Origin of the sequence: Pantoea latae (genome assembly GCF_002077695.1) — a bacterium.
Classification (GTDB): domain Bacteria; phylum Pseudomonadota; class Gammaproteobacteria; order Enterobacterales; family Enterobacteriaceae; genus Pantoea; species Pantoea latae.
The window spans coordinates 206,193-229,901 of record NZ_MWUE01000017.1 but is presented as its reverse complement, the minus strand read 5'-3'; the positions used below and the strand labels follow the sequence as shown (position 1 = coordinate 229,901).

Below are 23,709 nucleotides of genomic sequence, written 5' to 3'. Positions count from 1 at the left end.
CTTAGTCGAACGTCATCCGCACCGCTTTCAGGTTAATCACCGCCAGCGCGCCCACCAGTAAGAAAATCAGCGTGGCGATCGCCGCCGCCAGCCCAAAGTCCTGGCCGCCGCCGCCCTCAAAGGCGATGCGCCACGTATAGTTCACCAGCAGATCGGTATAGCCCGCCGGCGTGGTGGTGCCGAGTCGATCGGGGCCGCCGTTGGTCAGCAGCTGCACCAGCACGAAGTTGTTAAAGTTGAAGGCGAAGCTGGCGATCATCAGCGGCATCAGCGGCTTTAACAGCAGCGGCAGGGTAATTAAAAAGAAATTCTGCAGCGGTCCGGCGCCATCCATCGCCGACGCCTCGTAGAGATCATCCGGGATCGCCTTCAGCAGCCCCATACAGAGGATCATCATATAGGGATAGCCCAGCCAGGTATTGACGATAACCAGCATGCCGCGCGCCAGCAGCGGATCGCTAAACCAGGCGGGCTGGAAGCCGAACAGCGCGTTGAGCAGCACGTTAATCTCGCCGAAGCTCTGGTTGAACAGCCCTTTAAAAATCAGTATCGAGATAAAGGCCGGCACGGCATAGGGCAGGATCAGCATCACGCGATAGATCGCTTTGCCTTTCAGCGCCTCCCACTGCACCAGACAGGCGAGCACCATGCCGACCGCGACGGTCAGCAGCACGCTCAGCAGCGAAAACAGCACCGTCCAGCCGAAAATTGCCAGGAAGGGTTTCTGGATCCCCTCATCGGCGAAGACGCGCAGAAAGTTCTTCCAGCCCGCATTAACCGTAAAGCCGGGGCTGAGCTGTTCGCCGCGCCAGCTGCCGTCGGCGTTGACGCCCTGGAAGAAGCCGGTTTGACCGTTCGCCTGATACAGCTCGCCGCTTTGCTGATTTTTCAACCGACCGTCGGCGGTAAGCTGATAGAGCGGCCGCGTGCCGGAGAACTGCCGCAGGGAACTCATCACCAGTTCGCGACCGTCCGGCAGCCGGGCGCGTATCTGGCTCAGCGCCTGTCGGTTGCCGGTGACCACCTTCAGCGTTGCGCGCTGCCCGCCCGGCGCCGCGCCGGGCGCCATAGTGAGCTGCTGCTCGCCGCCGAAGGCGAAGGGCGGGGAGACGTAGCTTTCGCCGTCGGCGGTTAACACCAGCTGCCAGCGATCGCCTGCGGGATAGAGCGAGAAGTTCAGGCCGACGCCGTCCTGATACTGACGGCTCAGCAGCACCTGCTGCGCGCGCGCCTGGGTGAGCTGGTTGGTGCTGCTGTAGTTGGTGAAGGCAATCGCCACGGTACAGGCGAGCGGAAAGAGCACAAACAGCGCCATGCCGGCCAGCCCGGGATAGACGTAGCGCCAGGCGTAGGCGCGCCGGTTAGCATAAATCCAGATGCCCGCCGCGCTGACAATCAGCGTCAGCAGCGCGAACAGATATTCGCCCTGCGCATACATCAGCACCAGAAGGTAGCCGACCAGCAGACAGCAGATCCCGACGAGGAGTCGCTTCAGCAGCGGGCTGACGCCTCCTTTTTTCGGTTTTCCTGACATGATTCGGTGTTCCTTAACAACAGGGAGAAGCCGGCGCGAACCGGCTTTGGAAGAGGCGTTACTTATTCAGGCGCGCCTGCGCGTCTTTCAGGGCGGCGTCAACGCTCTGACGGCCGCTCAGGGCGTTCAGCGTTGCGGTGCGCATCGCGTACCAGAACGCCGCCATCTGCGGGACATTCGGCATAATGTCGCCGCTGCGCGCGTTGCTCATGGTGGCGGCGATGCGCTCATCTTTTTCCAGCGTCTGCTGGAACGACTTCAGCGTTACCGCGCCCAGCGGTTTATCTTTGTTCACCGCGTCCAGCCCGGCGTCGGTCAGCAGGTAGTTCTCCAGAAACTCTTTCGCCAGCTCTTTGTTCGGGCTGGCCGCGTTGATGCCCGCGCTCAGCACGCCGACAAAGGTTTTTGCGGGTTTGCCATTCAGGGTCGGCAGCAGCGTGACGCCATAGTTGATACCGCTTTTATCGATATTGCTCCACGCCCAGGGACCGTTGATGGTCATCGCGGTCTGGCCCTTGTTGAACGCGGCTTCCGCGATTGAATAGTCGGTGTCAGCGTTGAGGATTTTGGCCTTAACCTGATCGACGAGGAACGTCATGCCCGCTTTCGCGCCGGCGTTATCGACGCCGACATCTTTAACATCGTAGCCGCTGCTGGTTTTCTTAAAGGCGTAGGCGCCGCCGGCGGCCAGCAGCGGCCAGGTGAAATAGGGCTCCTGCAGGTTAAACATAATGGCGCTTTTGCCTTTCGCGCGCAGCTGCTTGTCGATGGCCGCCATCTCTTCCCAGCTTTTCGGCGGGGTTGGCAGCAGATCTTTGTTATAGATCAGCGACAGCGACTCGACCGACACCGGGTAGCCGATCAGCTTGCCGTTGAAGCGCACCGCATCCCAGGTGAAAGGAAAAAGCTTCTCCTGAAAGCTCTTATCCGGCGAGATCTCCGCCAGCAGCCCCGACTGGGCATAGCCGCCAAAGCGGTCGTGCGCCCAGAAGATAATATCCGGGCCGTCGCCGGTGGCGGCCACCTGCGGATACTTCTCTTCCATTTTATCCGGGTGCTCGACCGTCACTTTAATGCCGGTGTCCTGCTCGAACTTTTTGCCGACCTCGGCGAGGCCGTTATAGCCTTTGTCGCCGTTGATCCAGATAACCAGTTTTCCCTCTTCGATTTTGGCGATTGCCGAGGCCGAAAACAGCATGGCCGTAAGGGCGGAAAGGGCAAAAATGCGTGCGCCGGTTTTCATTGTCATAACTCCATCCTGTTAGCGGAAACGGAAATCGTTGTCCCGCACAGTGTGGCGATCCGCTGCGGCTTCTCATCCTCCCGCCATCTACGCCTGGCGGCGCCATGCCGTGATCGCCGTTGCAAAACCGGGCCGTTTTCACGGTCTGGCGCACACTCCTGCCGCCGTAACTCTGCGCGGTTAGTCACAAAAAAGCGTTGAGGCGCGCCGCGCCGCCGCCGCGCGCCATCCCCTCCTCCTCCTCTCTCATCCCCCAGCTAAAGCCGCTGCGGCGGAGGATGCGCTCTGAATGAACCTTTCCCATAGTGGTCGCCGGAGTCTGCCCGCGGCGATGCGGGCAAGAACAGGCAAGCGGAGAGGAAAGCATCATGGCGAGCGTCGCGTTACGCAATGTCACCAAGGCCTGGGGCGACACCCTGGTCTCGAAAGACATCAATCTGGAAATCGGCGAAGGGGAGTTCGTGGTGTTCGTCGGCCCGTCGGGCTGCGGCAAGTCCACGCTGCTGCGTATGATCGCCGGTCTGGAGACCATTACCCGCGGCGAGCTGCTGATCGGCGGCCAGCGCATGAACGAGGTGCCGCCCGCCGAGCGCGGCATCGGCATGGTGTTTCAGTCCTATGCGCTCTATCCCCACCTTTCCGTGGCGGAAAACATGTCTTTCGGCCTGAAGCTGGCGGGCGCTAAGCGCGCCGAGATCCAGCAGCGCGTCAATCAGGTGGCGGAAGTGCTGCAGCTGGCGCACCTGCTCGATCGTCGACCGAAAGCGCTCTCCGGCGGCCAACGCCAGCGCGTGGCCATCGGCCGCACGCTGGTCGCCGAGCCGCGCGTCTTTCTGCTGGACGAGCCGCTTTCCAACCTGGACGCCGCACTGCGCGTGCAGATGCGCATTGAAATCTCGCGCCTGCATAAGCGCCTGAAGCGCACCATGATTTACGTCACCCACGATCAGATCGAAGCGATGACGCTGGCGGACAAGATCGTGGTGCTGGACGCCGGGCGCATCGCGCAGGTCGGCCGTCCGCTGGAGCTTTATCACTATCCCGCCAACCGCTTTGTCGCCGGTTTTATCGGCTCGCCGCGCATGAACTTTCTGCCGGTCAAGGTTACCGCCACCGCCATCGATCAGGTGCAGGTGCGTCTGCCCAACGATCAGCGCATCTGGCTGCCGGTCGAGAGCGCGGGCGTGCAGGTCGGCAGCAATATGTCGTTGGGCATTCGTCCCGAACATCTGCTCTCCAGCGATATCGCCGACGTCACGCTTGAAGGCGAGGTGCAGGTGGTCGAGCAGCTCGGCAATGAAACGCAAATCCATATCCAGATCCCCGCTATCCGTCAAAACCTGGTCTACCGCCAGGAGGACGTCGTGCTGGTAGAAGAGGGCGCCCTGATGGGCATTGGCCTGCCGCCGGAGCGCTGTCACCTGTTCCGCGAGGACGGGAGCGCCTGTCGCAGGCTGCATCAGGAGCCTGGTGTGTAGCCCTGCAAAACAATAAAAGCAATGACCTCAGGAGAAAGAAAATGTTAACTCTGCGCAAACTTCCCGTTGCTATCGCCATCGCGGCGGGCACCCTCTCGGCCCCGTCGATGGCGGTCGATTTTACCGGCTACGCCCGTTCCGGCATCGGCTGGACCGGCAGCGGCGGCGAACAACAGTGCTTTCAGGCCACCGGCGCGCAAAGCAAATACCGTCTGGGCAACGAATGCGAAACCTACGCCGAGCTGAAGCTGGGCCAGGAAGTGTGGAAAGAGGGCGACAAGAGCTTCTACTTCGACACCAACGTCGCCTACTCGGTCGCGCAACAGAATGACTGGGAAGCGACTTCGCCCGCCTTCCGCGAGGCGAACGTCAAAGGCAAAAACCTGATCGACGCGCTGCCAGGCTCCACCATCTGGGCCGGTAAACGCTTCTACCAGCGCCACGACGTGCATATGATCGACTTCTACTACTGGGATATCTCGGGTCCCGGCGCCGGTCTGGAGGATGTGGATCTTGGCTTCGGCAAACTCTCTTTCGCGGCGACGCGCTCCTCTGAAGCGGGCGGCTCTTACACCTTCTCCAGCGATCGCATCCGCGATTACGCCACCAGCACCGCCAACGACGTCTTCGACGTGCGCCTGGCCGGGCTGGAGACCAACCCGGACGGCGTGCTGGAACTCGGCGTCGACTATGGCCGCGCCAACGCGCGCGACGACTACCGCATCGAAGACGGCGCGTCGCGAGATGGCTGGATGTTCACGGCGGAGCACACCCAGAGCATGCTCAAGGGCTATAACAAGTTTGTGCTGCAGTACGCCACCGACGCGCTGACGTCGCAGGGCAAAGGGCTACCCCAAGGCACCAATATTAACAACAACGGCAAGATGTACCGCGTGCTCGATCACGGCGCTATTTCCCTCGCCGATCGCTGGGATCTGATGTACGTGGCGATGTACCAGAACACCGATCTGGATAACAACCGCGGCACCGAGTGGTACACCGTCGGCGTGCGTCCGATGTACAAATGGACGCCGATCATGAGCACCCTGCTGGAAGTGGGCTACGACAACGTCAAGTCGCAGCAGGTCAGCGAACGCAACGGCCAGTACAAAATCACGCTGGCGCAGCAGTGGCAGGCGGGCGACAGCATCTGGTCGCGTCCGGCGCTGCGTCTGTTCGCCACCTACGCCAAATGGGATGAGAAGTGGGGCTACAGCAAAGACGCCTCTGGCGATCTGACCTCGCTGGCCGCCGCAGACAGCACCGGCAACGGCCTCTTCACCAGCAGCCGCGGCGACAACGATGAGTGGAGCTTCGGCGCGCAGATGGAGATCTGGTGGTAAGCCGCCAGCGCCTGTAACCCAAACAGACGCCGTGCGTTGCGCGTACGGCGCTTTTTGGGCAGCCGCGGCCATTGCCTGGCCTGAGCGGCTGCCTGACAGCCTGTTGAGACCCTGATAATGAAAAAGAAAACCTTGTCCGCGCTCTGCCTGAGCGCCGCGCTGCTGGCCAGCCTCGCCTTGCCCGCATACGCTGATATCAACCTGGTGCCGCAGGATCTCTCCGCCGCGCCGACCATTCCCACCGCGAGCCTGCAGCGCCTGAGCTGGCAGCCTGTCGATACCTCGCGCGTCCAGAGTACCCTGCTCACGCAGGGCGGCACGCAGCTTAACGTCGCGGGCATTAGCGGGCCGGTTGCCGCCTACAGTTTGCCGGCCAACCAGGGCGAGCTGACGGTAACGCTAAGCAGCGAGGTAGCGCACAATCAGGTGTTCGCCCCCAACGTGCTGGTGCTCGACGAGAATTTGCGTCCCGCCGCCTGGTTCCCGAGCCGCTTTTTCAGCTATCAGCAGCCGGGCGTGATGAGCGCCGATCGCCTGGAAGGGGTGATGAAGCTGACGCCTGCGCTCGGCCAGCAGAAAATTTACCTGCTGGTGTTCACCACGGCGCAGGACCTCAGCCAGACCACCACGCTGGTGGATCCGGCGAAAGCCTACGCCAGAGGCACCGGCCATGCGGTGCCCGATATTCCCGATCCGATCGCGCGCCACGGGCTGGAGGGCAAGATTAAGCTGAAAGTCTCTACCAGCTCTGCGTCGTCGATTCTGGTCGGTCCGCTGTTTGGCTCCTCAGGTCCGACGCCGGTCACGGTCGGCAACACCCAGCCGGTTGCGCAGGCGGCGGCCCGCACCGCGCCAGCAGCGCCGCTGGTGGACGACACAGAGAGTTACTTTAATCAGAGCATTCGTCAGGCGGTGGATCAGGGCAATATCGACAAGGCCCTCAAGCTGCTGGACGAGGCGGAACGACTGGGTTCGACGTCGGCGCGCAAAACCTTTATCAGCAGTGTTAAAGGCAAGGGGTGAAGCCGCCCCGACAGTGCTGAGTTGCCCCACCTGGTGCGCTACGGCGCACCTTTTTTATCTTGATATCAGGAAAAGGGTGCTTAAAGGAGTGGTATCACTAATATTGATGAGGGATGTGCTCAAGGTCGTCGATATAAAGGCTTGTCATCAGCATAACGGAATGGCGGTCAACGCCTTTTTCAGCATGGAACGAGCGATTTTCAGAATAGCTTCACGTTCCTCTTCTGTACGACCTTTCACAAGGGCTTCAGCGCGACCCGCACTGCTGGGCGATTGTCATTGCAGATTAATGGCGAATTTGCGCCAGGTCATCAGCAGACAGGCCGGTGACGTCAAGCACAGATTCAGGGGGCATTCCCATTTTTAGCAGGCTGCGGGCGATTTTCAGGGCCGCATCGCGCTCACCTTTCTCTTTACCGCGTTGCTCACCGAGCTGAATTCCCTTCTCGATGCCCTTCTGCTCAAGCTGCTGTGCAATGGTCATGAGTGCGTCTCCATGTTGCGGCACACGCTGTGCCAGTTCGCGAACAAAGGCTTCGTAATCAGCTGACTCGCCTGCCTGCAGTAAATAGTGTATCAGCGCCGTTACCTGGGGTGAAGAAAGATAATCGGCCATCAGCAATGTGGCCAGCCGATCGGTAAGGGTCGCAATGTCGCGCTGATGAATATGTTTCTGCAGCAGCGTCAGCGCCGCCATACTGCGATGGGTCATGATCTCGTCATCCGAAATGACCGTCACGTCTACCAGCGGAAAGGCGCCGCTGTAAAGGCGTTCTGCCTGCGCCGGATCGTTGAACTCGTCGAGCCAGCGCGTCGAATAAGGGTAGGGGCTGCGTTTGCCGGTATAGAACAGCACCGGTATCACCAGCGGCAGCTTTTTATGGCCCGCCCCGAGGTGACGCTGCATCGCGGCGACCGCATAGCGGATCAGGCGAAAAGCCATATGTCTGTCAGGCGTGGACTGGTGTTCAATCAGGACGTGGATATAGCCGTCGCCCGCTGTGGTTTTCAGGCTGTAGAGCACGTCGCTGAAATACTGGCGCAGGTCGTCTTCGACGAACGAGCCGGACTCCAGCTTCAGGGTGCTGAGATCGCAAATAGCGCGCAGCTCTGCCGGCAAATGCAGCTGCATAAAATCCCGCGCGACGTTCGGTTGCGTCAGGAACTGACGAAAAGTGGCATCATGGGGCGTAGGGGTGTTTTTCTTTTTCATCGGCTTAGTCTCTGAAATCTGCGGCAATAATACCACAGCTACAGGGGCGATTTACCGGTGTAGGGTGTCAACATGGAAGCCAGCGCGCATCATCGTCAGCCCGCGCGCGGCGGGCTAACGCCTCTCTTCTATTTCATCCCCTTCCTGCCGCGATCGACCGCCGCCAGCAGCGTCTCGACCGCCGGATCGCTGAACATCTCCTCCAGCGTCGCGCTGAGCTTGCGGCGCCAGTTAGGATAAGCATCGGTGGTGCCAGGCACGTTTACCGGCGTCGCCATATCCAGCCACTCTTCCGGCTGCAGCCCAAGCAGCGCGCTCTGTGTGCCCGCCAGATAGCCCAGAATCGCCAGGCTGAGCGCGCGGGTCATCCGTGCGCCGCCGCGCTGATAGCGCTGCCGCGCCGGCAGCGCGCCGCTACGCAGCAGGGTGCGCAGCAGCGCTGTCCTCGCCGCCTGCCGGTCGCGATACAGCCCCGCCAGCACCGCCTTGTCTGGATAGAGGCCCAGCGCGCTGCCCAGACGCAGATCGTCGCTGCGCCACCAGCCGCGCAGCGTCGGCATATCGTGCGTGGTGGTGACCGCCATCGCCTGGCGCGGCCACTGCGCCGGCGCGCGAAAGGCCTGCTGCGACGCCTGCTCGAAATAGAGCACCTTATAGGAGTAAACGCCCGCGTCGCGCAGCTTGTCGACGATCGCCGCCGGCACGGTGCCTAAATCTTCGCCTATCACCATGCAGCGGTGGCGCTGGCTCTCCAGCGCCAGGATCGCCAGCAGCGCGTCCAGCGGATAATGCACATAGGCGCCTTCCGCCGCGCTTTCACCCTGCGGGATCCACCAGAGGCGCAGCAGCGCCATCACATGGTCGATGCGCAGCGCGCCGCAGTCCTGCATGCTGGCGCGCAGCAGGGTGATCCAGGGGTCGAAGGCGCGCGCCGCCATCACCTGCGGGTCCATCGGCGGCAGCCCCCAGTTCTGTCCTAAGGGGCCTAGAATATCGGGCGGCGCGCCGACGCTCGCCTCAAGGCAGTAAAGTTCCCGCTCGCGCCAGGTCTCGGCGCCGTCGCGCGCCACGCCCACCGCCAGATCCCGGTAGAGGCCGATCGCCATCTGCTGCTGCTGACAGCGCTGCCAGCACGCCGCGAACTGCTGCGCCGCCAGCCACTGTAGCCAGAGATAAAAACGCACCTTATCACTCTGCTCGATGCGAAATGCCAGCACGGCGGCGCTGTCAGGGCGCTGAAAGGCCTCCGGCCAGCTTTGCCAGCCGTGGCACGCTCTGCTCTGCGCGCGGCGCTCAGCATGCAGCGCGTCGAATACGCCCTGAAACAGCAGGCTGTCGCCGCCCGCCTCAATAAAGGCGTCAAACGCCGTCACCTCCGCGTCTTCCGCGTCGCGCTGCTGGAACTGCCGCCAGGCCAGCCGCAGCCCCGCCAGCTTCAGGCGCGTCACGGCGGGGTAATCGACCCACTCCGCGCGCCGCGCCGCCTGCAGCGCCTGTTGCGTCGCCTCTAACCGCCACCAGGCCTGCGCCGCCTCGCTGTGCTGAAAATCCGCCACCGCGCCGACGTCGATGTAGAGAATATTGAGCCAGCGGCGCGACGAAGGGCTGTAGGGGCTGGCACTTTCCGGCTCGGCGGGAAACAGGGCGTGCAGCGGATTGAGCCCGACGAAGGCGCCGCCGTGCCGCGCCGTCTCAACGATCATCCGTTGCAGGTCGCCAAAGTCGCCGATGCCCCAGTTGTTCGCCGATCGCAGCGTATAGAGCTGGATGCAGCTGCCCCACAGCGAATCGCCCGCCAGCAGCGCGGGCGGCTCATAGCAGCGGCGCGGCGCGACGATAATGCAGCAGCTGTCGCGCTGCGTCTCATGCTCCAGCGTCAGCTGATGGTAGCCGTCCGGCAAAGCGGGCAGGGCTATCGTCTCGCCCGGCGCGCAGCGGCCAGACCAGCGCTCGCCCGTCTCGCTGGTCAGCTGCCAGTCAGCCGGCGCGAAAAGCACGGGGGAGAGCATTAGCGGCTCGCCCTGGTGAAAAACAACCGCCGCCGGCAGCGGCGACGCGCCGTCTGAAGAGGGAGGCATCAGCCCCAGCAGGCGATCGCGCGTCAGCGCCGAGACCTGCTGCGGCCGCCCGTGGGCGTCGATATAGTCGGGCGCAATCAGCCCGGCGCGCTCAAGATGGGTATTCGGTTTCATAGGCGTCCTCAGCGCGCGGCCTGCCAGATACGTTGCTGATAGTCGCGAATGGCGCGATCGGCGCTGAACATGCCGCAGCGCGCGGTGTTCAGGATGGCGGCGCGCGTCCAGGCTTCCGGGTCGGCCCACAGCGCCTCCACCTGCTGCTGGGCGTTGAGATAGTGGCGGAAATCCGCCAGCACCAGATAAGGATCGCCGCCTTCCGCACCAAGGCTCTGCACCAGCGCCGCGAAAGCCGTGCGGTCGCCGTTGCTGAAGGTGCCATCCTCCAGCGCGGTCAGCGCACGATCCAGCTGCGCGTCTTTTTTGCGCCACGTCGCTGGCGCGTAGCCTGCCTGCTTCAGCGCGCTGACCTGCTCAACGGTATGGCCGAAAATAAAGATATTCTCCTCGCCGACCTGCTCGGCGATCTCCACATTAGCGCCGTCCAGCGTGCCAATCGTCAGCGCGCCGTTAAGCGCCAGCTTCATATTACCGGTGCCGGAGGCCTCTTTGCCCGCCGTGGAGATCTGCTCGGAAAGGTCAGCGGCGGGGATCAGCCGCTCCGCCACCGAGACGTTGTAATCAGGAATAAACACGATCTTAAGGCGATCGCCGACGCGCGCATCGGCGTTGACCACGGCAGCAACCTGGTTGATGGCGTAGATGATATTCTTCGCCAGCGCATAGCCCGGCGCGGCTTTGGCGCCAAACAGCATCACGCGCGGCGTCAGGTTCGCCTGCGGATCGCTTACCAGGGTCTGCCACAGGGCGATGATATGCAGCAGCATCAGGTGCTGGCGCTTGTATTCGTGCAGGCGCTTGATCTGCACGTCGAACAGGGCGTCGGGCTGGACGCGGATGCCGCTTTTTTCCTCGATCCAGCGCGTCAGGGCACGCTTATTCTGCTGCTTGATGGCACGATACTCGGCGCGAAAGGCCGCGTCATCCGCCAGCGGCGCCAGCTCGCTCAGCGCATCGAGATCGTTAAGCCAGGGGCGCTGCAGCCGACTGTCAATCAGCGCGGTCAGCGCCGGGTTGCATTGCGCTATCCAGCGACGCGGCGTAATGCCGTTGGTCACGTTATGAAACTTCTCCGGCCACAGCGCGTGATACTCCGGGAAAAGATCCTGCACCACCAGCGTCGAGTGCAGCGCGGCAACGCCATTGACCGCGAAGCCGCTGACCACGCAGAGGTTTGCCATGCGCAGCTGCTGATTGTGCACCACCGCCAGCTTCGCCCAGATCGCCTCGTTGCCGGGCCAGCGCGCCTCGACTACTTTTTTCAGCTGCGCGTTCAGGGTGTTGATAATCTGCAGATGGCGCGGCAGCAACGTGCGCACCAGGCGCAGATCCCAGCACTCCAGCGCCTCCGGCATCAGCGTATGGTTGGTGTAGGCGAAGGTGCGCTGCGTGATGCGCCACGCCTGTTCCCATGACAGCTGATGCTCGTCGAGCAGCAGGCGCAGCAGCTCCGGGATCGCCAGCGTCGGATGGGTGTCGTTAAGCTGGATCACTTCATAGTCGGGCAGCGTCTCAATGGCGCGCCCCGCCTGGTGATGACGGCGCAGGATATCGGCCAGGGTGCAGGCGCACTGGAAATATTGCTGCATCAGGCGCAGTTTTTTTCCTGCCAGATGATTGTCGTTGGGGTAGAGCACCTTCGTCAGCTTTTCCGCGTCGATGCCCTGCTGTTCGGCGCGCAGGAAATCGCCGTTGTTGAAGCGCTGTAAATTAAAGGGATGGGCGTGTTTCGCCTGCCAGAGGCGCAGCGGCTGCGTCACGCCGTTGCGATAACCGACCACCGGCAGATCCCAGGCTTCACCCTGCAGCAGAAAGGCGGGTTCCCAGCGCGCAACGCCGTTCTCCTCGATGACTTTTCCGCCCAGCCCGACCTGCACGTTCAGCGCGGCATTGTGGCGAAACCAGGGGTAGCGATCGCGTCCCCAGTCGTCCGGCTCCTCCTGCTGCGCCCCCGCAACGAAATGCTGGCGAAACAGGCCGTACTGATAGTTCAGGCCGTAGCCGATGGCGGGCTGGCCGGTGGTGGCCATGGCGTCGAGAAAGCAGGCCGCCAGCCGGCCTAAGCCGCCGTTGCCGAGCGCCGGATCGGTCTCCCGCTCCAGCACCTCGCTCAGGGCAACGCCATGGACGGCGAGCGCGTCGCTGACCGCCTGAAACCAGCCCAGATTAAGCAGGTTATTCCCGGTCAGCCGCCCGGTGAGGAACTCCATAGAGAGGTAGTTGACGTGGCGCTGTGGCCCGGATGCGGGCTGCGCCGGCTGCTCCGCCAGCTGTTCGGCCAGTGCGCCGCTCAGGGCGTGCCACCACTGCTGCTGAGTCATCTGCTGCGCGTCGCGCAGGCCGAAGCGCTGCCACTGGCGCGTCAGCGCGGCGTTGAAACGGGCAGTATCGAAGGATTGCGGGTTCATATGCTGGGCTTCCTGTCAGAACGAAAAGGGATGACGGCCAGTGTGCCGATCCCCTTTACCAGGCTCCTCCTCCTGCATCAAATTCAGCAGGGAGGATAACGAGGGCGCAGAAGCCAGGGTAAATCTGAAATCGGAGCAGGAGTGTGATTACACTCGCTTTTGTTAAGCCTGACTTACAGGTTCGCTTGCAATACGTTAACGAATCGCTGAACGTGTATGACGATTAATTACGAAGCGTAAAAAAATGATGCGCTGAACGTTAATGGAGAAGCGTGCGCCCATGTTGATTCCCTCGAAGCTGAGTCGTCCCGTCCGCCTTGAAAGCACCGTCACCCGCGCTCGGCTGCTGCAAAAACTCACCGCAGCGGGCAATTACCGGCTGGTATTGATCACCAGCCCGGCCGGCTACGGCAAAACCACGCTGGTGTCGCAGTGGGCGGCGGATAAAAAAGAGCTGGGCTGGTATTCATTAGACGAGGGCGATAATCAGCCGGAGCGCTTCGCCGATTATCTTATCGCGGCGCTGCAGCAGGCGACGCAGGGCGGCTGCAGCCGCAGCGAGACGCTGGCGCAGAAGCGGCAGTACGTCAATCTTAACGCGCTGTTCGCCCAGCTGTTTATCGAGCTGACCGAATGGCATCAGCCGCTCTGGCTGATTGTTGACGACTATCACCACATCACCAATCCCGCCATCCATGAGGCGATGCGTTTTTTCCTGCGCCACCAGCCCAACAACCTGACGCTGGTGGTGCTGTCGCGCAATCTGCCGCAGCTCGGCATCGCCAATCTGCGCGTGCGCGAGCAGCTGCTTGAGCTGGGCAGCCAGCAGCTCGCCTTTACTCATCAGGAGGCGAAGCAGTTTTTCGACTGTCGGCTCAGCGCGCCAATCGCCTCCGAAGAGAGCGGGCAGCTGTGCGACGACGTGGCGGGCTGGGCGACCGCGCTACAGCTGATTGCGCTCTCGGCGCGTCAGGGCGCGGGATCGGCGCAGGACTCCGCGCGCCGGCTCTCCGGCATCAACGCCAGCCATCTCGCCGACTATCTGGTGGAGGAGGTGCTGGATAACGTCGATGACGCGACGCGCCACTTTTTGCTGAAAAGCGCGCTGCTGCGCTCGATGAATGACGATCTCGTCGCCTGCGTGACGGGCGAAGCCAACGGCCGCATGCGGCTGGAGGAGATTGAGCGGCAGGGGCTGTTTTTGCAGCGCATGGACGATTCGGGACAGTGGTTCAGCTATCACCCGCTGTTCGGCTCTTTTTTGCGCCAGCGCTGCCAGTGGGAGCTGGCGGCCGAGCTGCCGGCGGTGCATCGCGCGGCGGCGCAAGGCTGGATGGCGCAGGGATTCCCCGGCGAGGCGATCCACCATGCGCTCGCCTCGGGCGACGCCGCGATGCTGTGCGAGGTGCTGCTGGAGCACGCCTGGACGCTGTTCAATCAGAGCGAGCTGGCGCTGCTGGAGCAATCCCTTAAGGCGCTGCCCTGGACGATGCTGCTGGCGAACCCCAGACTGGTGCTGCTGCAGGCCTGGCTGATGCAGAGCCAGCACCGCTTTTCCGAGGTCAACCGCCTGTTGACGACCTTCGAGCAGGCGTGCAGCTGCGAGATCGACGCGGCGCTGCAGGGCGAATTCAACGCCGTGCGCGCGCAGGTGGCGATCAATGACGGCAACGCCGACGAGGCGGAGCAGCTTGCCCGGCTGGCGCTGGCGACCCTGCCGGAAAGCCGCCGCTACAGCCGCATCGTCGCCACCTCGGTGCATGGCGAGGTGATGCACTGCAAAGGCGAGCTGGCCCGTTCGCTGGCGCTGATGCGTCAGACCGAACAGATGGCGCGGCGCGACGACGCCTGGCACTACGCGCTCTGGAGCCTGATCCAGCAAAGCGAGATCCTGTTCGCGCAGGGTTTCCTGCAGGCGGCGTGGGAGATTCAGGAGAAAGCCTTTGTGCTGGTGGGCGAGCAGCATCTGGCGCAGTTTCCGCTGCACGAATTTCTGCTGCGCATCCGCGCGCAGCTGATGTGGGCCTGGGGACGGCTGGACGAGGCGGAGCAGGCGGCGCGCGAAGGCATAAAAGTGCTGAAAGGCTATCCGCCGCAGCAGCAGATCCAGTGCCTGGGGCTGCTGGTGCAGTGTTCGCTGGCGCGCGGCAATATCGACAACGCGCGCAGCTACCTGAACCGGCTGGAGAACCTGCTGAACAACGGCAGCCTGCACAGCGACTGGATCGCCAACGCCGACAAAGTCCGGGTGATCTACTGGCAGATGACGGGCGACGTGCAGAGCGCCAGCCACTGGATGCGCCACACCGCGAAACCTGAATTCGCCAATAACCACTTTTTACAGGGGCAGTGGCGCAACATCGCGCGCGCCCAGATTCTGCAGGGCGACCTCACCCAGGCGGAAGTGGTGCTGGAGGAGCTGAACGAGAATGCGCGCGCGCTGCGCCTGATGAGCGATATGAACCGCAATCTGCTGCTGCTTAATCAGATCTACTGGCAAACCGGGCGTAAAGCCGAGGCGCAGCGCGCGCTGATCGAGGCGCTGAAGCTGGCGCGCGGCACCGGCTTTATCAGCCACTTCGTGATTGAGGGCGAGATCATGGCGCAGCAGCTGCGGCAGCTTATCCAGCTCAACACGCTGGAGGAGCTGGACAGCCATCGCGCGCGGCGCATCCTCAATGAGATCAACAAATATCATCGCCATAAATTCGCCCATTTCGACGAAGGGTTCGTGAGCCGGTTGCTCAACCATCCCGACGTACCGGAGCTGATCCGCACCAGCCCGCTCACCCAGCGCGAGTGGCAGGTGCTGGGGTTAATCTACTCCGGCTACAGCAACGACCAGATCGCCGGCGAACTCGACGTGGCCGCCACCACCATCAAAACCCACATCCGCAACCTCTATCAGAAGCTGGGCGTCACTCATCGCGCCGAGGCGATGCATCAGGCGCAGTCGATGCTGAAAATGATGGGCTATGTCTAGCCGCGCTTAGCGGGCGGGTCGCACCCTGAAGCTGCCGCTCAGCGTCCAGCGCGTCTGCTCGCTGACGCGCGTGGCGGGGTTCGGCATCCAGCTGATCACCCGTACTTTGCCGCGCAGAAAGGTGCCTGTCGCCGCGCCCTCGCCTTGCCCAAACGTCAGGGTCTCGCCGGGCGTGAAGGCCATCGCGGACGCCTCTTTGCCGAGGCTGACAATCTCTGCTGGACGATCGTCGATAAACACATCGTGCAACACCAGTCTGGTTCGGCCAGCCGTGCCAAAGCGATAGCTGGCGCGCTCTGCCGCAGGCGCAATAAACTGCAGCGCCAGCGCTGAGGGCGCATCGCACTGCACGGCGATATCGATATCCTGCGCCTCGCCCGCGCGCAGTTCGTCTGCGGCAAACCCATTCTCCACGCGCGCCAGCAGCTCGCCGCGCGTCACCGGCGCGTAGCTTATCTGCGCCTCGCTGAGCCGGATCGCGCACTCTGCGCGGGCAGCGCTCGCCGTCAGCGACAGAACAACAAACAGGAAAGGTTTCATATCACGCATCTCGCAGAAAGGGGGGTATAGAGGCTGCCGGGACGATCAACCCAGGGCGTCGTCAGCGCTATCGCGCAGCGCGCGCCGCCAGGCCGATGGGCGTAGAGCGGGCCGGCGGGCAGATCGTCAATAAAAAGGGTGCCGTCCTCGCTCACAAAGGCGACCAGCGCACCGCGGCTGTTTTCCACCGCGCTGCCTGGTTCGGGCCTCTCCTCGGGGGGAAAGGTCAGCAGGGCGCGGCGCACGCGCCAGGCGGGGAGATCAAGCTGCACGGCGGCGCCGCGAAACGGCGTCAGTTCGGCAATGCCGCCGGGGATCTGCACATTGCCCGGCAGGCTGTGCGGGTTAATTTGCACGCTGTTTTTGCGCCAGGGCGTTAAGGAGGCGATGGCATAACCGTGGCGGTCGCTCCAGACGGTGCCGGCTGGCGTGCGGATCTCGACGTCGGGCTGGGCGCGGTGCAGCGAGATAATGCTGAAGGTGTCGCCTACGCTGTGCGGAGTAAAGGTGACGCCTGCGCTGTGCACCACCGCGCCACCGCGCGCGCCAAAGGAGAAACGACTGCCTGTCGCGCTGCGCGCCACGCCGCCGCTCAGCTGGCTGTATTTGCTGCTCCAGCTGGCGCTACTGGCGAGCGAGGGCGCCTGCTGCGCGCTCTGTTCGCTCGACAGGCTCCACGCAAAGGCCGGGCTGACTGTTTGATCGTAGCCGGCGCCCATGCGCATCGCGCCGTTATTGCGCGTCATCCAGCCGCGCAGGTTGCTGTCGCGCCCCAGCGGCAGCGAAAAATTAAGATAGGCGTAGCGATCCTCATGCTGCTGGCGCGCCACGGTAAGACGATTTTTTTGCACGCCCAGATTGAGGTTCACTCGGGCGAAGGTGCGGCTCCAGGCCAGCGTATAGCCCCGCGTATGATTCCCGCGCCAGCTCTGCGTATCCGACGCCGTCAGCGATAAAAGACCCAGCGCGGCCCGGTTCAGGCTGAATCCTGCCGCCAGTTGCGATCTTATCTGTGCATCGCCGCTCTGCTCGCCGTCGGCGCGCCAGCCGCTGTCGATGGTGCGATAGCCACGGCTGCGCCAGCTGGCGGAGGTTGTCAGCGACAGCTGTTGATCCAGCGGATAGCTCAGCGCAGCCTGATGCGTTGCGCCCAGTTTTTTGCCGCCTGTCTGGGCGACGATCTGCGACAGGCTGGCCGTCAGCTTTCCGGCGAGGCGCAGCCGGGCTTGCCAGGCGGCGGCCAGATAGCCTTCGCCTGCCAGGCCGCCCGCTCTGAGCGCGATGCGCTGCGTCTGCAGCAACCCGGTCGAGGCGAGCATCAGCGGCGCGCGTTCGCGGCTCAGACGCAGCCGACCGGCGGCAAAGGCGCTACTGCTCTCGGGCAGGGCGCTTTCGGGCTGGGCCTGAAGGCGCGGAATGTTCTGCTGCTGGCGATTGCCGCTCTCATCAAAAGTCACCAGCGTAAAGTCATCCTGCTGACTGAGCGCGGGAAGACCGCCCAGCCGGTTAATACCAGCGGAGACCTGATAGCTTTTCAGCAGGATTTTTCCCTGCCACACCTCGGCGCTTCCCGCACGCGGCAGCGAAACCGTCAGGCTCAGCCGATCGCTCGCGGCATGCTCGGGCAGCATCTGCACGCCGGTCAGGGTAATGCCCGGAAACAGCGCATCGCCGGTGACGATCTCGCCCACCTGCAGCACGGCGTCCCTGCCGGGAAAAGAGCGCTGAGCGTAGCGATAAAGGTGCGAGAACCGCGCCTCGCCGTCGAAGGTGGTGTAGCTTTGACCGCTGCGCACGATCCACTGATGAAAATTGGCGCCCAGCTCGGCCGTCAGCGTCTGGGAATGGCGATATTTTCCGCCCTGAGCCTGGACGTCATAGCGGCGGAAATCATAGTTAGCCATCAGCGCGCTGCCACCAGTGGCATACAGCGTCTCCTGGCGCAGCGCATCGGCGGGAATATGCAGCAGCAGCGTGCTGCGCTCGACCTGTTCGACGATGCGGATGCCGCTCTCTGCTATTGGTTGCAAACAGCTGGAATGCACGGAAGCGAAACGCCGCGCATCGATGCCCAGCGTGCGCAACAGGGGCGCGCTCCAGCAGGGCGAACCAGCCTCGTCGAACAGCAGCGGAAAGATGCCGCTGTTCCTGCCGTTAGCAATAATGCTGACCGGATGTTTTCCCGGCAGAAAATGCGCGCCCGACGCCAGCAGATCCGCGATGCTGGCGTCGTAGCCCCGTGCGGCCAGCATCTCGCGGTCATATTTTTCTGCTGCCTGCGCGCCAACAGCGAACGCCAGGGCGCCCAGCAAGAACAGGCGATTCATTGCGCTGGTCGCGGCGGCAATTACAGGTCAAGCTGCCAGGGCGAGGTCAGAATGCCGAACCGGGTGACCGGATGCAGCTGGAGGCTGCGCACGTCGCTGCTGGCGGAGAGAGGAAGCGTCAGGGTCTCCTGCGGCAGAATATAAGTTTTCGGCAGCGTCACACGTTGGTTGCCCGGCAGCGCCTCAGCCTGGGTGGTCAGCCGCACCAGCCAGGGGGTAGGGTTTTCAAGCACGATTGCCCCCTGCGCGCGCCGTGCTTTAAGCCCTTTCCACGGCGTGGTATTGACCGGCAACGACGCCGGGGAAAGGATCACCGGAATATTCTGGCCAATCGTCACGCGCACGCGATTTTTATCGCCGTCCTCGGCGGGCACGGCGATAAAATTAATGCGCTGCAGCGTCTGATGGGTCAGTTTGATACCCTCTTTCAGCAGCACGCGCACCTGCTGCTTTTTTCCTGGCTCGACGCGCGCCAGCTGCGGCGTAATAATTAATCTGTTTTCACCCTCTTCTGGAATAGTTTGCAGGCTGCTGTGCAGCAACGCGGTGCTCTCTTCGGTATTTTCCACATTAATGGTCGCCTCCCGCACTTTATCGTCGATAAATAACACCGGATGTTCTGGTTTCATGCCAGCAGCAAATGCATTTACCGAGGATGCGGCAAATAAAAGCGTAATAAGCGTTAATTTGGTCAGGGTTTTCATAGGATAACTTTTAAATGCGCAGGCCGGCTGGCCTGCGTGCGGAAAATAAGGATTATAAATAGACCAGTGAGAAGGTAACGTTGCCGTCAATATTCACCGTTTCGCCGCCAGGATATTTATCCGCTCTTTTCAGAATAATGCCCGGACGCAGCGTATAGCTGACGCTGGTTGCCGCGGCGGGTACCGTCGAACCGGCGTCGGAGGCCAGCGCGAAGTAGCTGTTTTTCGCCACCGGAAAAGGCGAGGTCAGGGAGATAGCGTGCGTGCTCCATGCCGCCTTGTCATCGCTGGTCAACAGGTTGCTGCTGACCGCGCCGTTGAGCGCGGCGTTGCTTACCACCAGCAGCATAACGCCAATTTTATTACTGTCGCTGTCGGTACCCAGCCCGAAGAGACTGGTGTCGTCAAGCGAGGTGATGGTAGCCATCGCCGCCTCCATTTCGGCGCCGGTCATGGCGCTGGACGCACGATTGTCCGTGGTCTGAATCGCCAGCGCGGTGGCGGCGTCGCAGTTCACGTTAAGATTGACCGCGCTGCCCGTTTTTTCGTTGTGCATCGCCGTCAGGGTAGCAGCGGATATCGAGCCAAAGTCGAATTTTTCCGCGCTCAGCGAGACATCGCAGGAGGTCGGGGAAATGGTGCCCGTGACGCTAAATGTCGCTGAATCTGCCGCATGACTGATAGAGCTTAGGGTGCCCAGCGCCAGCGCGACAGAGGAAGATAATAAAATTTTATGCACAGGAACTCCCTCCCTTATAAAATTATTCTATTAACGGGATAACGCTTTATTTTTGTGCTCACCGAGTGTTAATTCGCGACTCATTATCAATAGCTGATCGTCTGGCTGTATGTGCCGCTAGCTTACTCAGAAATTCCACAGCGTGACCTTATTCACAGCATCTGTTCAGATGACAGAGGCATAATAGCATTCTCCAGAAACTGAACAATGCAGTAAGAACTGACGCTGGTTTCATTTGCAAAGAGAGATGAGAGGAGGGTTAATTTTTTATAAGTTACTCGCGGTTTATTATATTGCTCGGCAATTTCTCTAATTAAGAACTACAAAATAAAAACCTCCTCGTAATCTTTAATCTAATTAACGGTGATAAAACAGACAGATCCGACAACAGGCTGGAAATTGGCGTTAATTCCAGCCTGTTATTTGCCCATAGCGCGCTGTTGGCGCGCTTAACGATCCGACGCTGGGTAGCGCGTGGCGCTCAGGGTTCCCCGGCGGTCGAAACGTCGCATGCCCAGCCATAACAGCGCCGTAGCAAACCAGCCGATTACCCATGAGATATCGTTGCCGGCGAAGATCCACGTCAGCGATCCGTGATGCAGCGGGTTGTCGATAAATGGCAACTGGATCAGCACGCCGACAAAATAGGTAACGATACCCGGCCAGTTCCAGCGCCCGTAGCGTCCGTCAGGCTGCGAGAGCGCAGGAATGTCGATATGGCCTTTGGTGACCAGATAAAAATCGGTCAGGCTGATGGCGCTCCACGGCACGAAAAACGCCAGCAGAAACAGCAAAAAGTGGGTAAACGCCTTGAGGAACGCAGGTTCGCTGATCAGCGCAATGGCGCAGCCGATCGCCACCATCAGCACCACAAAGCTAATGCGTCCGCGCTGGCTCAGGGCGGTCTGCCGGTTAAAGCCAGAAACAATGGTGGTTAGCGACATAAAGCTGCCGTAGGCGTTGAGCGTGGTAAAGGTAATCTTGCCGAAGCAGATGGCGAAATAGATCACCATCGCCATGGTGGCGCTGCTGCCTAAACCCACGATATAGCCCACTTCATTGCCGGAGAAGGCGCTGCCTGCAATAGCCGCGACGATGACGCCGAGCGTCATTGAGGCCTGCGTCCCCAGCACGGTGCCGAAAAACACCGCGCTAAACAGCCGCTTCGCGGAAACCTCTTCCGGCAGGTAGCGCGAATAGTCCGAGACATAGGGGCAGAAGGCGATCTGCCAGGAAGAAGAGAGCGAGACGGCAAGAAGAAAGGTCGAAAGGGTGAAATGCCGGTTCTGCCAGACCTGCGCCAGATCGTGGGTCGACAGCAGCGTCACAAACAGATAGAGGAAAGCCAGCACGCCGATGACGCTCGCCACCTTGCCCAGCTTGTGGATCACCCGATAGCCCAGCACCGCAATCACGACGATAATCAGGCTGAACAGGATCATCCCGGCACTGTTGTTGATATGCAGCAGCTTCGCCATCGCCTGGCCGGCCAGCACCGTGCCGCTGGCGGAAAAGCCGATATACATAATGCACACCAGCACCAGCGGGATCACCGCACCGTATACGCCGAACTGGATGCGGCTGGTGATCATCTGCGGCAGGCCCAGACGCGGTCCCTGTATAGCATGCAGCGCCATCACCGCCGCGCCGATAATCTGGCCGACCAGCAGCCCAACGATCGACCACACCACATCCCCGCCCAGCACCACGGCGAGCGCGCCGGTGACGATTGCGGTGATCTGCAGATTGCCGCCAAACCAGAGCGTAAACTGGCTGAACGGATGGCCGTGGCGCTCGCGATGGGGAATAAAATCAATCGATCGGGTTTCGGAAAGCGGTTTGCTTTCAGCTGCCGAACGCTCTGTTGCCGGAAATTCCGCTGACATGGTGGCCTCGCTTACGCTGAATTGTTAATAATTATCTGCCCTTGATTCACAACCGTGACAACACATGTATATACATGTACGGATGTTGTCATGCAGCGGTAAAAGTTACAAGGCGACGGGTCATCGGAAATTGTGATGGCGTCGGCAAGCCTGCTATTGGGAAAGCGAGAAAAGCCGGCGGGAATATGCTACATAAGCGCAGTCTGCCGTCATGTTAAACGCGGCAGGCAGAGAGAACGGGCTAACCTGCAGGAAGCGCAGGATTTACCCGCCAGATTATTGTATAGTCCGCGCTTTTTGGAGGTTTCCCTTGCTTAACGCATCCACACGCCTGAACAAATACATCAGCGAGAGCGGTATCTGTTCGCGCCGCGACGCCGATCGCTATATCGAACAGGGCAACGTGTTTATCAACGGCAAACGCGCCGCCGTCGGCGCGCAGGTCTTTCCGGGTGACAGCGTCAAGGTAAACGGCCAGCTGATTGAGCCTCGCAGCGAGGAAAATCTGGTGCTGATCGCGCTCAACAAGCCGGTCGGCATTATTACCACCATGGAAGAGGGCGAGCGCGACAACATCCGCGACTTCGTCAACCACAGCGAACGCATCTTCCCTATTGGTCGCCTGGATAAAGACTCGCAGGGGCTGATCTTCCTCACCAACAACGGCGATCTGGTTAACAAAATCCTGCGCGCCGGCAATAACCACGAGAAAGAGTATGTGGTCACCGTGGATAAGCCGATCACCGACGAGTTTATCGTTGGCATGGGCGCCGGCGTGCCGATGCTCGGCACGGTAACCAGGAAGTGCAAAGTGGTAAAAGAGTCCGCTTTCGTGTTTCGCATTACGCTGGTGCAGGGGCTGAACCGACAGATCCGCCGCATGTGCAAGCACTTCGGCTTTGAGGTAACGAAGCTGGAGCGCACGCGCATTATGAACGTGAATCTGAAGGGCATTCCGCTGGGCGAATGGCGCGATCTGACCGATGACGAGCTGGCCGAGTTGTTTAAGCTGATCGAGAACTCCTCTTCCGAAGAGAAACCTGCGAAGAAAAAAACGCCGGCGAAGAGCAGCGCGGTGAAAAAGCCGGCTATCAGCGCGCCGAAGAAAAGCGACGATCGCGCCGGCAATCGCAAACGCTTTACCCAGCCCGGACGCAAGAAGAAAGGGCGCTAAACGTCTCGCAGCAGCGGCATTAGCGCCTCTGTCAGGGGGCCGGGCGAGACGGGCGTGCCGCCCGGCTGCCAGACGTGCTGAAACTCTGCGATCTCAATGCCGATAAATTCGCTGCGCGTCAGCGCTGCGCAGCAGGCGGAGAGCTGCGCCAGGGTCAGGCCGCCGTCGACGCGGTAATCAGTCGGTACAATACCGGGTTCCAGCACGTCGCAGTCCAGATGCAGGTAAACTGGCCGACCGGCTACGGCCGCCTCTAGTCGCACTGCCACATCGGGGCCGGGCGCGATCACCGGGATCTGATGTCGGGCGATTAGTGCCTGTTCAAAGGGATCGAGATCGCGCTGGCCCACCAGCACCAGCTGCGCAAAACGCAGCCCGCTGCCCAGACCGGATGCCCAGAGCCCCGTGGGTCCGGCCAGCGCCAGCCCACCGAGAAAGCCAGAGGTCGACGATTCAGGCGTGTTGAGATCGCCATGGGCGTCGAACCACACCACACAGGCGTCAGGGCGGTGCTGCGCCAGCGCGGGCAGCGTGGCCAGCGAGACGGCGCAGCGGCTGGTGGCGGCGACCGACACCGCGCCGGAACGGAAAAGCAGGTCGGCATGGGCGCGCATCGCCTGCAGATCCGGCAGCGCGACCCTTAGCGCCTCGCGCCAGCCCATCGGCGTCGCGGCAGCGGGAGAGCCGATAATCACCGGCGTTTCGCCGCCGCGCTGCGCCAGCAGCGTGCCGACAGCACGCGCGCCAGGCCGCGCCAGATCGTTATGATCGCCTGCGCATCCCTGATAAATCGTATAGATAACGTTTTTTTTCACGGGGAATGTCATAGTTAGCCTGTTGATTATTAAACGGTTTAATTTTTCATCCTGAGACGTGATAAGCTTGACGCAAAAAAATGCCGTTAAATTCTAGACGACCG

The 23,709-nt window shown here is 61.6% G+C and carries 16 protein-coding genes; 5 read left to right on the top strand and 11 right to left on the bottom strand.

All coding sequences use genetic code 11. The annotated features are described in order from the left end of the window. Position 1: 1 nt before the first annotated feature. Together malF and malE are read right to left on the bottom strand one after the other, a co-directional pair. Entirely contained in the window at positions 2-1,534 is a 1,533-nt protein-coding gene (malF, locus tag B2J69_RS12470) for a maltose ABC transporter permease MalF (RefSeq protein WP_081139609.1), read from the bottom strand. A gap of 58 nt (positions 1,535-1,592) precedes the next feature. After that, positions 1,593-2,783 (bottom strand): maltose/maltodextrin ABC transporter substrate-binding protein MalE, encoded by a 1,191-nt coding sequence (malE, locus tag B2J69_RS12465; RefSeq protein ID WP_143806283.1) that lies wholly within the window; start codon positions 2,781-2,783, stop codon positions 1,593-1,595. Between the two features lie 362 nt (positions 2,784-3,145). On the opposite strand from malE, the gene malK reads away from it, so the two are divergent. From malK to malM, 3 genes are all read left to right on the top strand, one after another. Further along, entirely contained in the window at positions 3,146-4,255 is a 1,110-nt protein-coding gene (gene malK / locus B2J69_RS12460) for a maltose/maltodextrin ABC transporter ATP-binding protein MalK (protein WP_081139607.1), read from the top strand. Between the two features lie 41 nt (positions 4,256-4,296). Further along, positions 4,297-5,598, top strand: a complete 1,302-nt coding sequence (locus B2J69_RS12455) for a maltoporin (protein ID WP_081139606.1) — start codon at positions 4,297-4,299, stop codon at positions 5,596-5,598. A gap of 117 nt (positions 5,599-5,715) precedes the next feature. Further along, positions 5,716-6,621, top strand: coding sequence for a maltose operon protein MalM (malM, locus tag B2J69_RS12450; protein WP_081139605.1), 906 nt, complete (start codon positions 5,716-5,718; stop codon positions 6,619-6,621). A gap of 286 nt (positions 6,622-6,907) precedes the next feature. Here the strand turns inward: malM and B2J69_RS12445 are convergent, their stop codons facing one another. The 3 genes from B2J69_RS12445 to malP form a co-directional block, all read right to left on the bottom strand. Further along, the gene (locus B2J69_RS12445) at positions 6,908-7,834 is read right to left on the bottom strand and encodes an Rpn family recombination-promoting nuclease/putative transposase (protein WP_081139604.1); all 927 of its coding nucleotides are present in this window, start codon (positions 7,832-7,834) and stop codon (positions 6,908-6,910) included. A gap of 128 nt (positions 7,835-7,962) precedes the next feature. Beyond that, positions 7,963-10,026 carry a 4-alpha-glucanotransferase gene (gene malQ, locus B2J69_RS12440; protein WP_081139603.1) on the bottom strand — a complete coding sequence of 688 codons (2,064 nt, stop codon included), beginning with the start codon at positions 10,024-10,026 and terminating at the stop codon, positions 7,963-7,965. Between the two features lie 8 nt (positions 10,027-10,034). Then, positions 10,035-12,437 carry a maltodextrin phosphorylase gene (gene malP, locus B2J69_RS12435; RefSeq protein ID WP_081139602.1) on the bottom strand — a complete coding sequence of 801 codons (2,403 nt, stop codon included), beginning with the start codon at positions 12,435-12,437 and terminating at the stop codon, positions 10,035-10,037. Positions 12,438-12,717: 280 nt separating this feature from the next. On the opposite strand from malP, the gene malT reads away from it, so the two are divergent. After that, positions 12,718-15,420: an HTH-type transcriptional regulator MalT gene (gene malT, locus B2J69_RS12430; protein WP_081139601.1), complete on the top strand. Its 2,703-nt coding sequence runs from the start codon at positions 12,718-12,720 to the stop codon at positions 15,418-15,420. A gap of 6 nt (positions 15,421-15,426) precedes the next feature. Here the strand turns inward: malT and B2J69_RS12425 are convergent, their stop codons facing one another. The 5 genes from B2J69_RS12425 to B2J69_RS12405 form a co-directional block, all read right to left on the bottom strand. Beyond that, positions 15,427-15,960, bottom strand: a complete 534-nt coding sequence (locus tag B2J69_RS12425) for a DUF1120 domain-containing protein (protein ID WP_081139600.1) — start codon at positions 15,958-15,960, stop codon at positions 15,427-15,429. Continuing rightward, positions 15,957-18,287 carry a fimbria/pilus outer membrane usher protein gene (locus B2J69_RS12420; RefSeq protein WP_081139599.1) on the bottom strand — a complete coding sequence of 777 codons (2,331 nt, stop codon included), beginning with the start codon at positions 18,285-18,287 and terminating at the stop codon, positions 15,957-15,959. The genes B2J69_RS12425 and B2J69_RS12420 overlap by 4 nt, the downstream gene beginning before the upstream one ends. A gap of 20 nt (positions 18,288-18,307) precedes the next feature. Further along, a complete protein-coding gene (locus B2J69_RS12415; RefSeq protein WP_081139598.1) occupies positions 18,308-18,991 on the bottom strand; it encodes a fimbria/pilus chaperone family protein in 684 nt (227 codons plus the stop codon). 52 nt (positions 18,992-19,043) lie between these two features. Next, positions 19,044-19,730 carry a DUF1120 domain-containing protein gene (locus B2J69_RS12410; RefSeq protein WP_158083434.1) on the bottom strand — a complete coding sequence of 229 codons (687 nt, stop codon included), beginning with the start codon at positions 19,728-19,730 and terminating at the stop codon, positions 19,044-19,046. A 449-nt stretch (positions 19,731-20,179) separates the two neighbouring features. Next, positions 20,180-21,616: a purine-cytosine permease family protein gene (locus tag B2J69_RS12405; RefSeq protein WP_081139596.1), complete on the bottom strand. Its 1,437-nt coding sequence runs from the start codon at positions 21,614-21,616 to the stop codon at positions 20,180-20,182. Between the two features lie 310 nt (positions 21,617-21,926). Between B2J69_RS12405 and rluF the strand changes: the two genes are divergently transcribed. Then, positions 21,927-22,790, top strand: a complete 864-nt coding sequence (gene rluF, locus B2J69_RS12400; protein WP_236722720.1) for a 23S rRNA pseudouridine(2604) synthase RluF — start codon at positions 21,927-21,929, stop codon at positions 22,788-22,790. On the opposite strand, the gene B2J69_RS12395 is transcribed toward rluF, so the two are convergent. Further along, positions 22,787-23,605 carry an arginase family protein gene (locus B2J69_RS12395; protein WP_201789477.1) on the bottom strand — a complete coding sequence of 273 codons (819 nt, stop codon included), beginning with the start codon at positions 23,603-23,605 and terminating at the stop codon, positions 22,787-22,789. The genes rluF and B2J69_RS12395 overlap by 4 nt on opposite strands. Positions 23,606-23,709 lie beyond the last annotated feature (104 nt).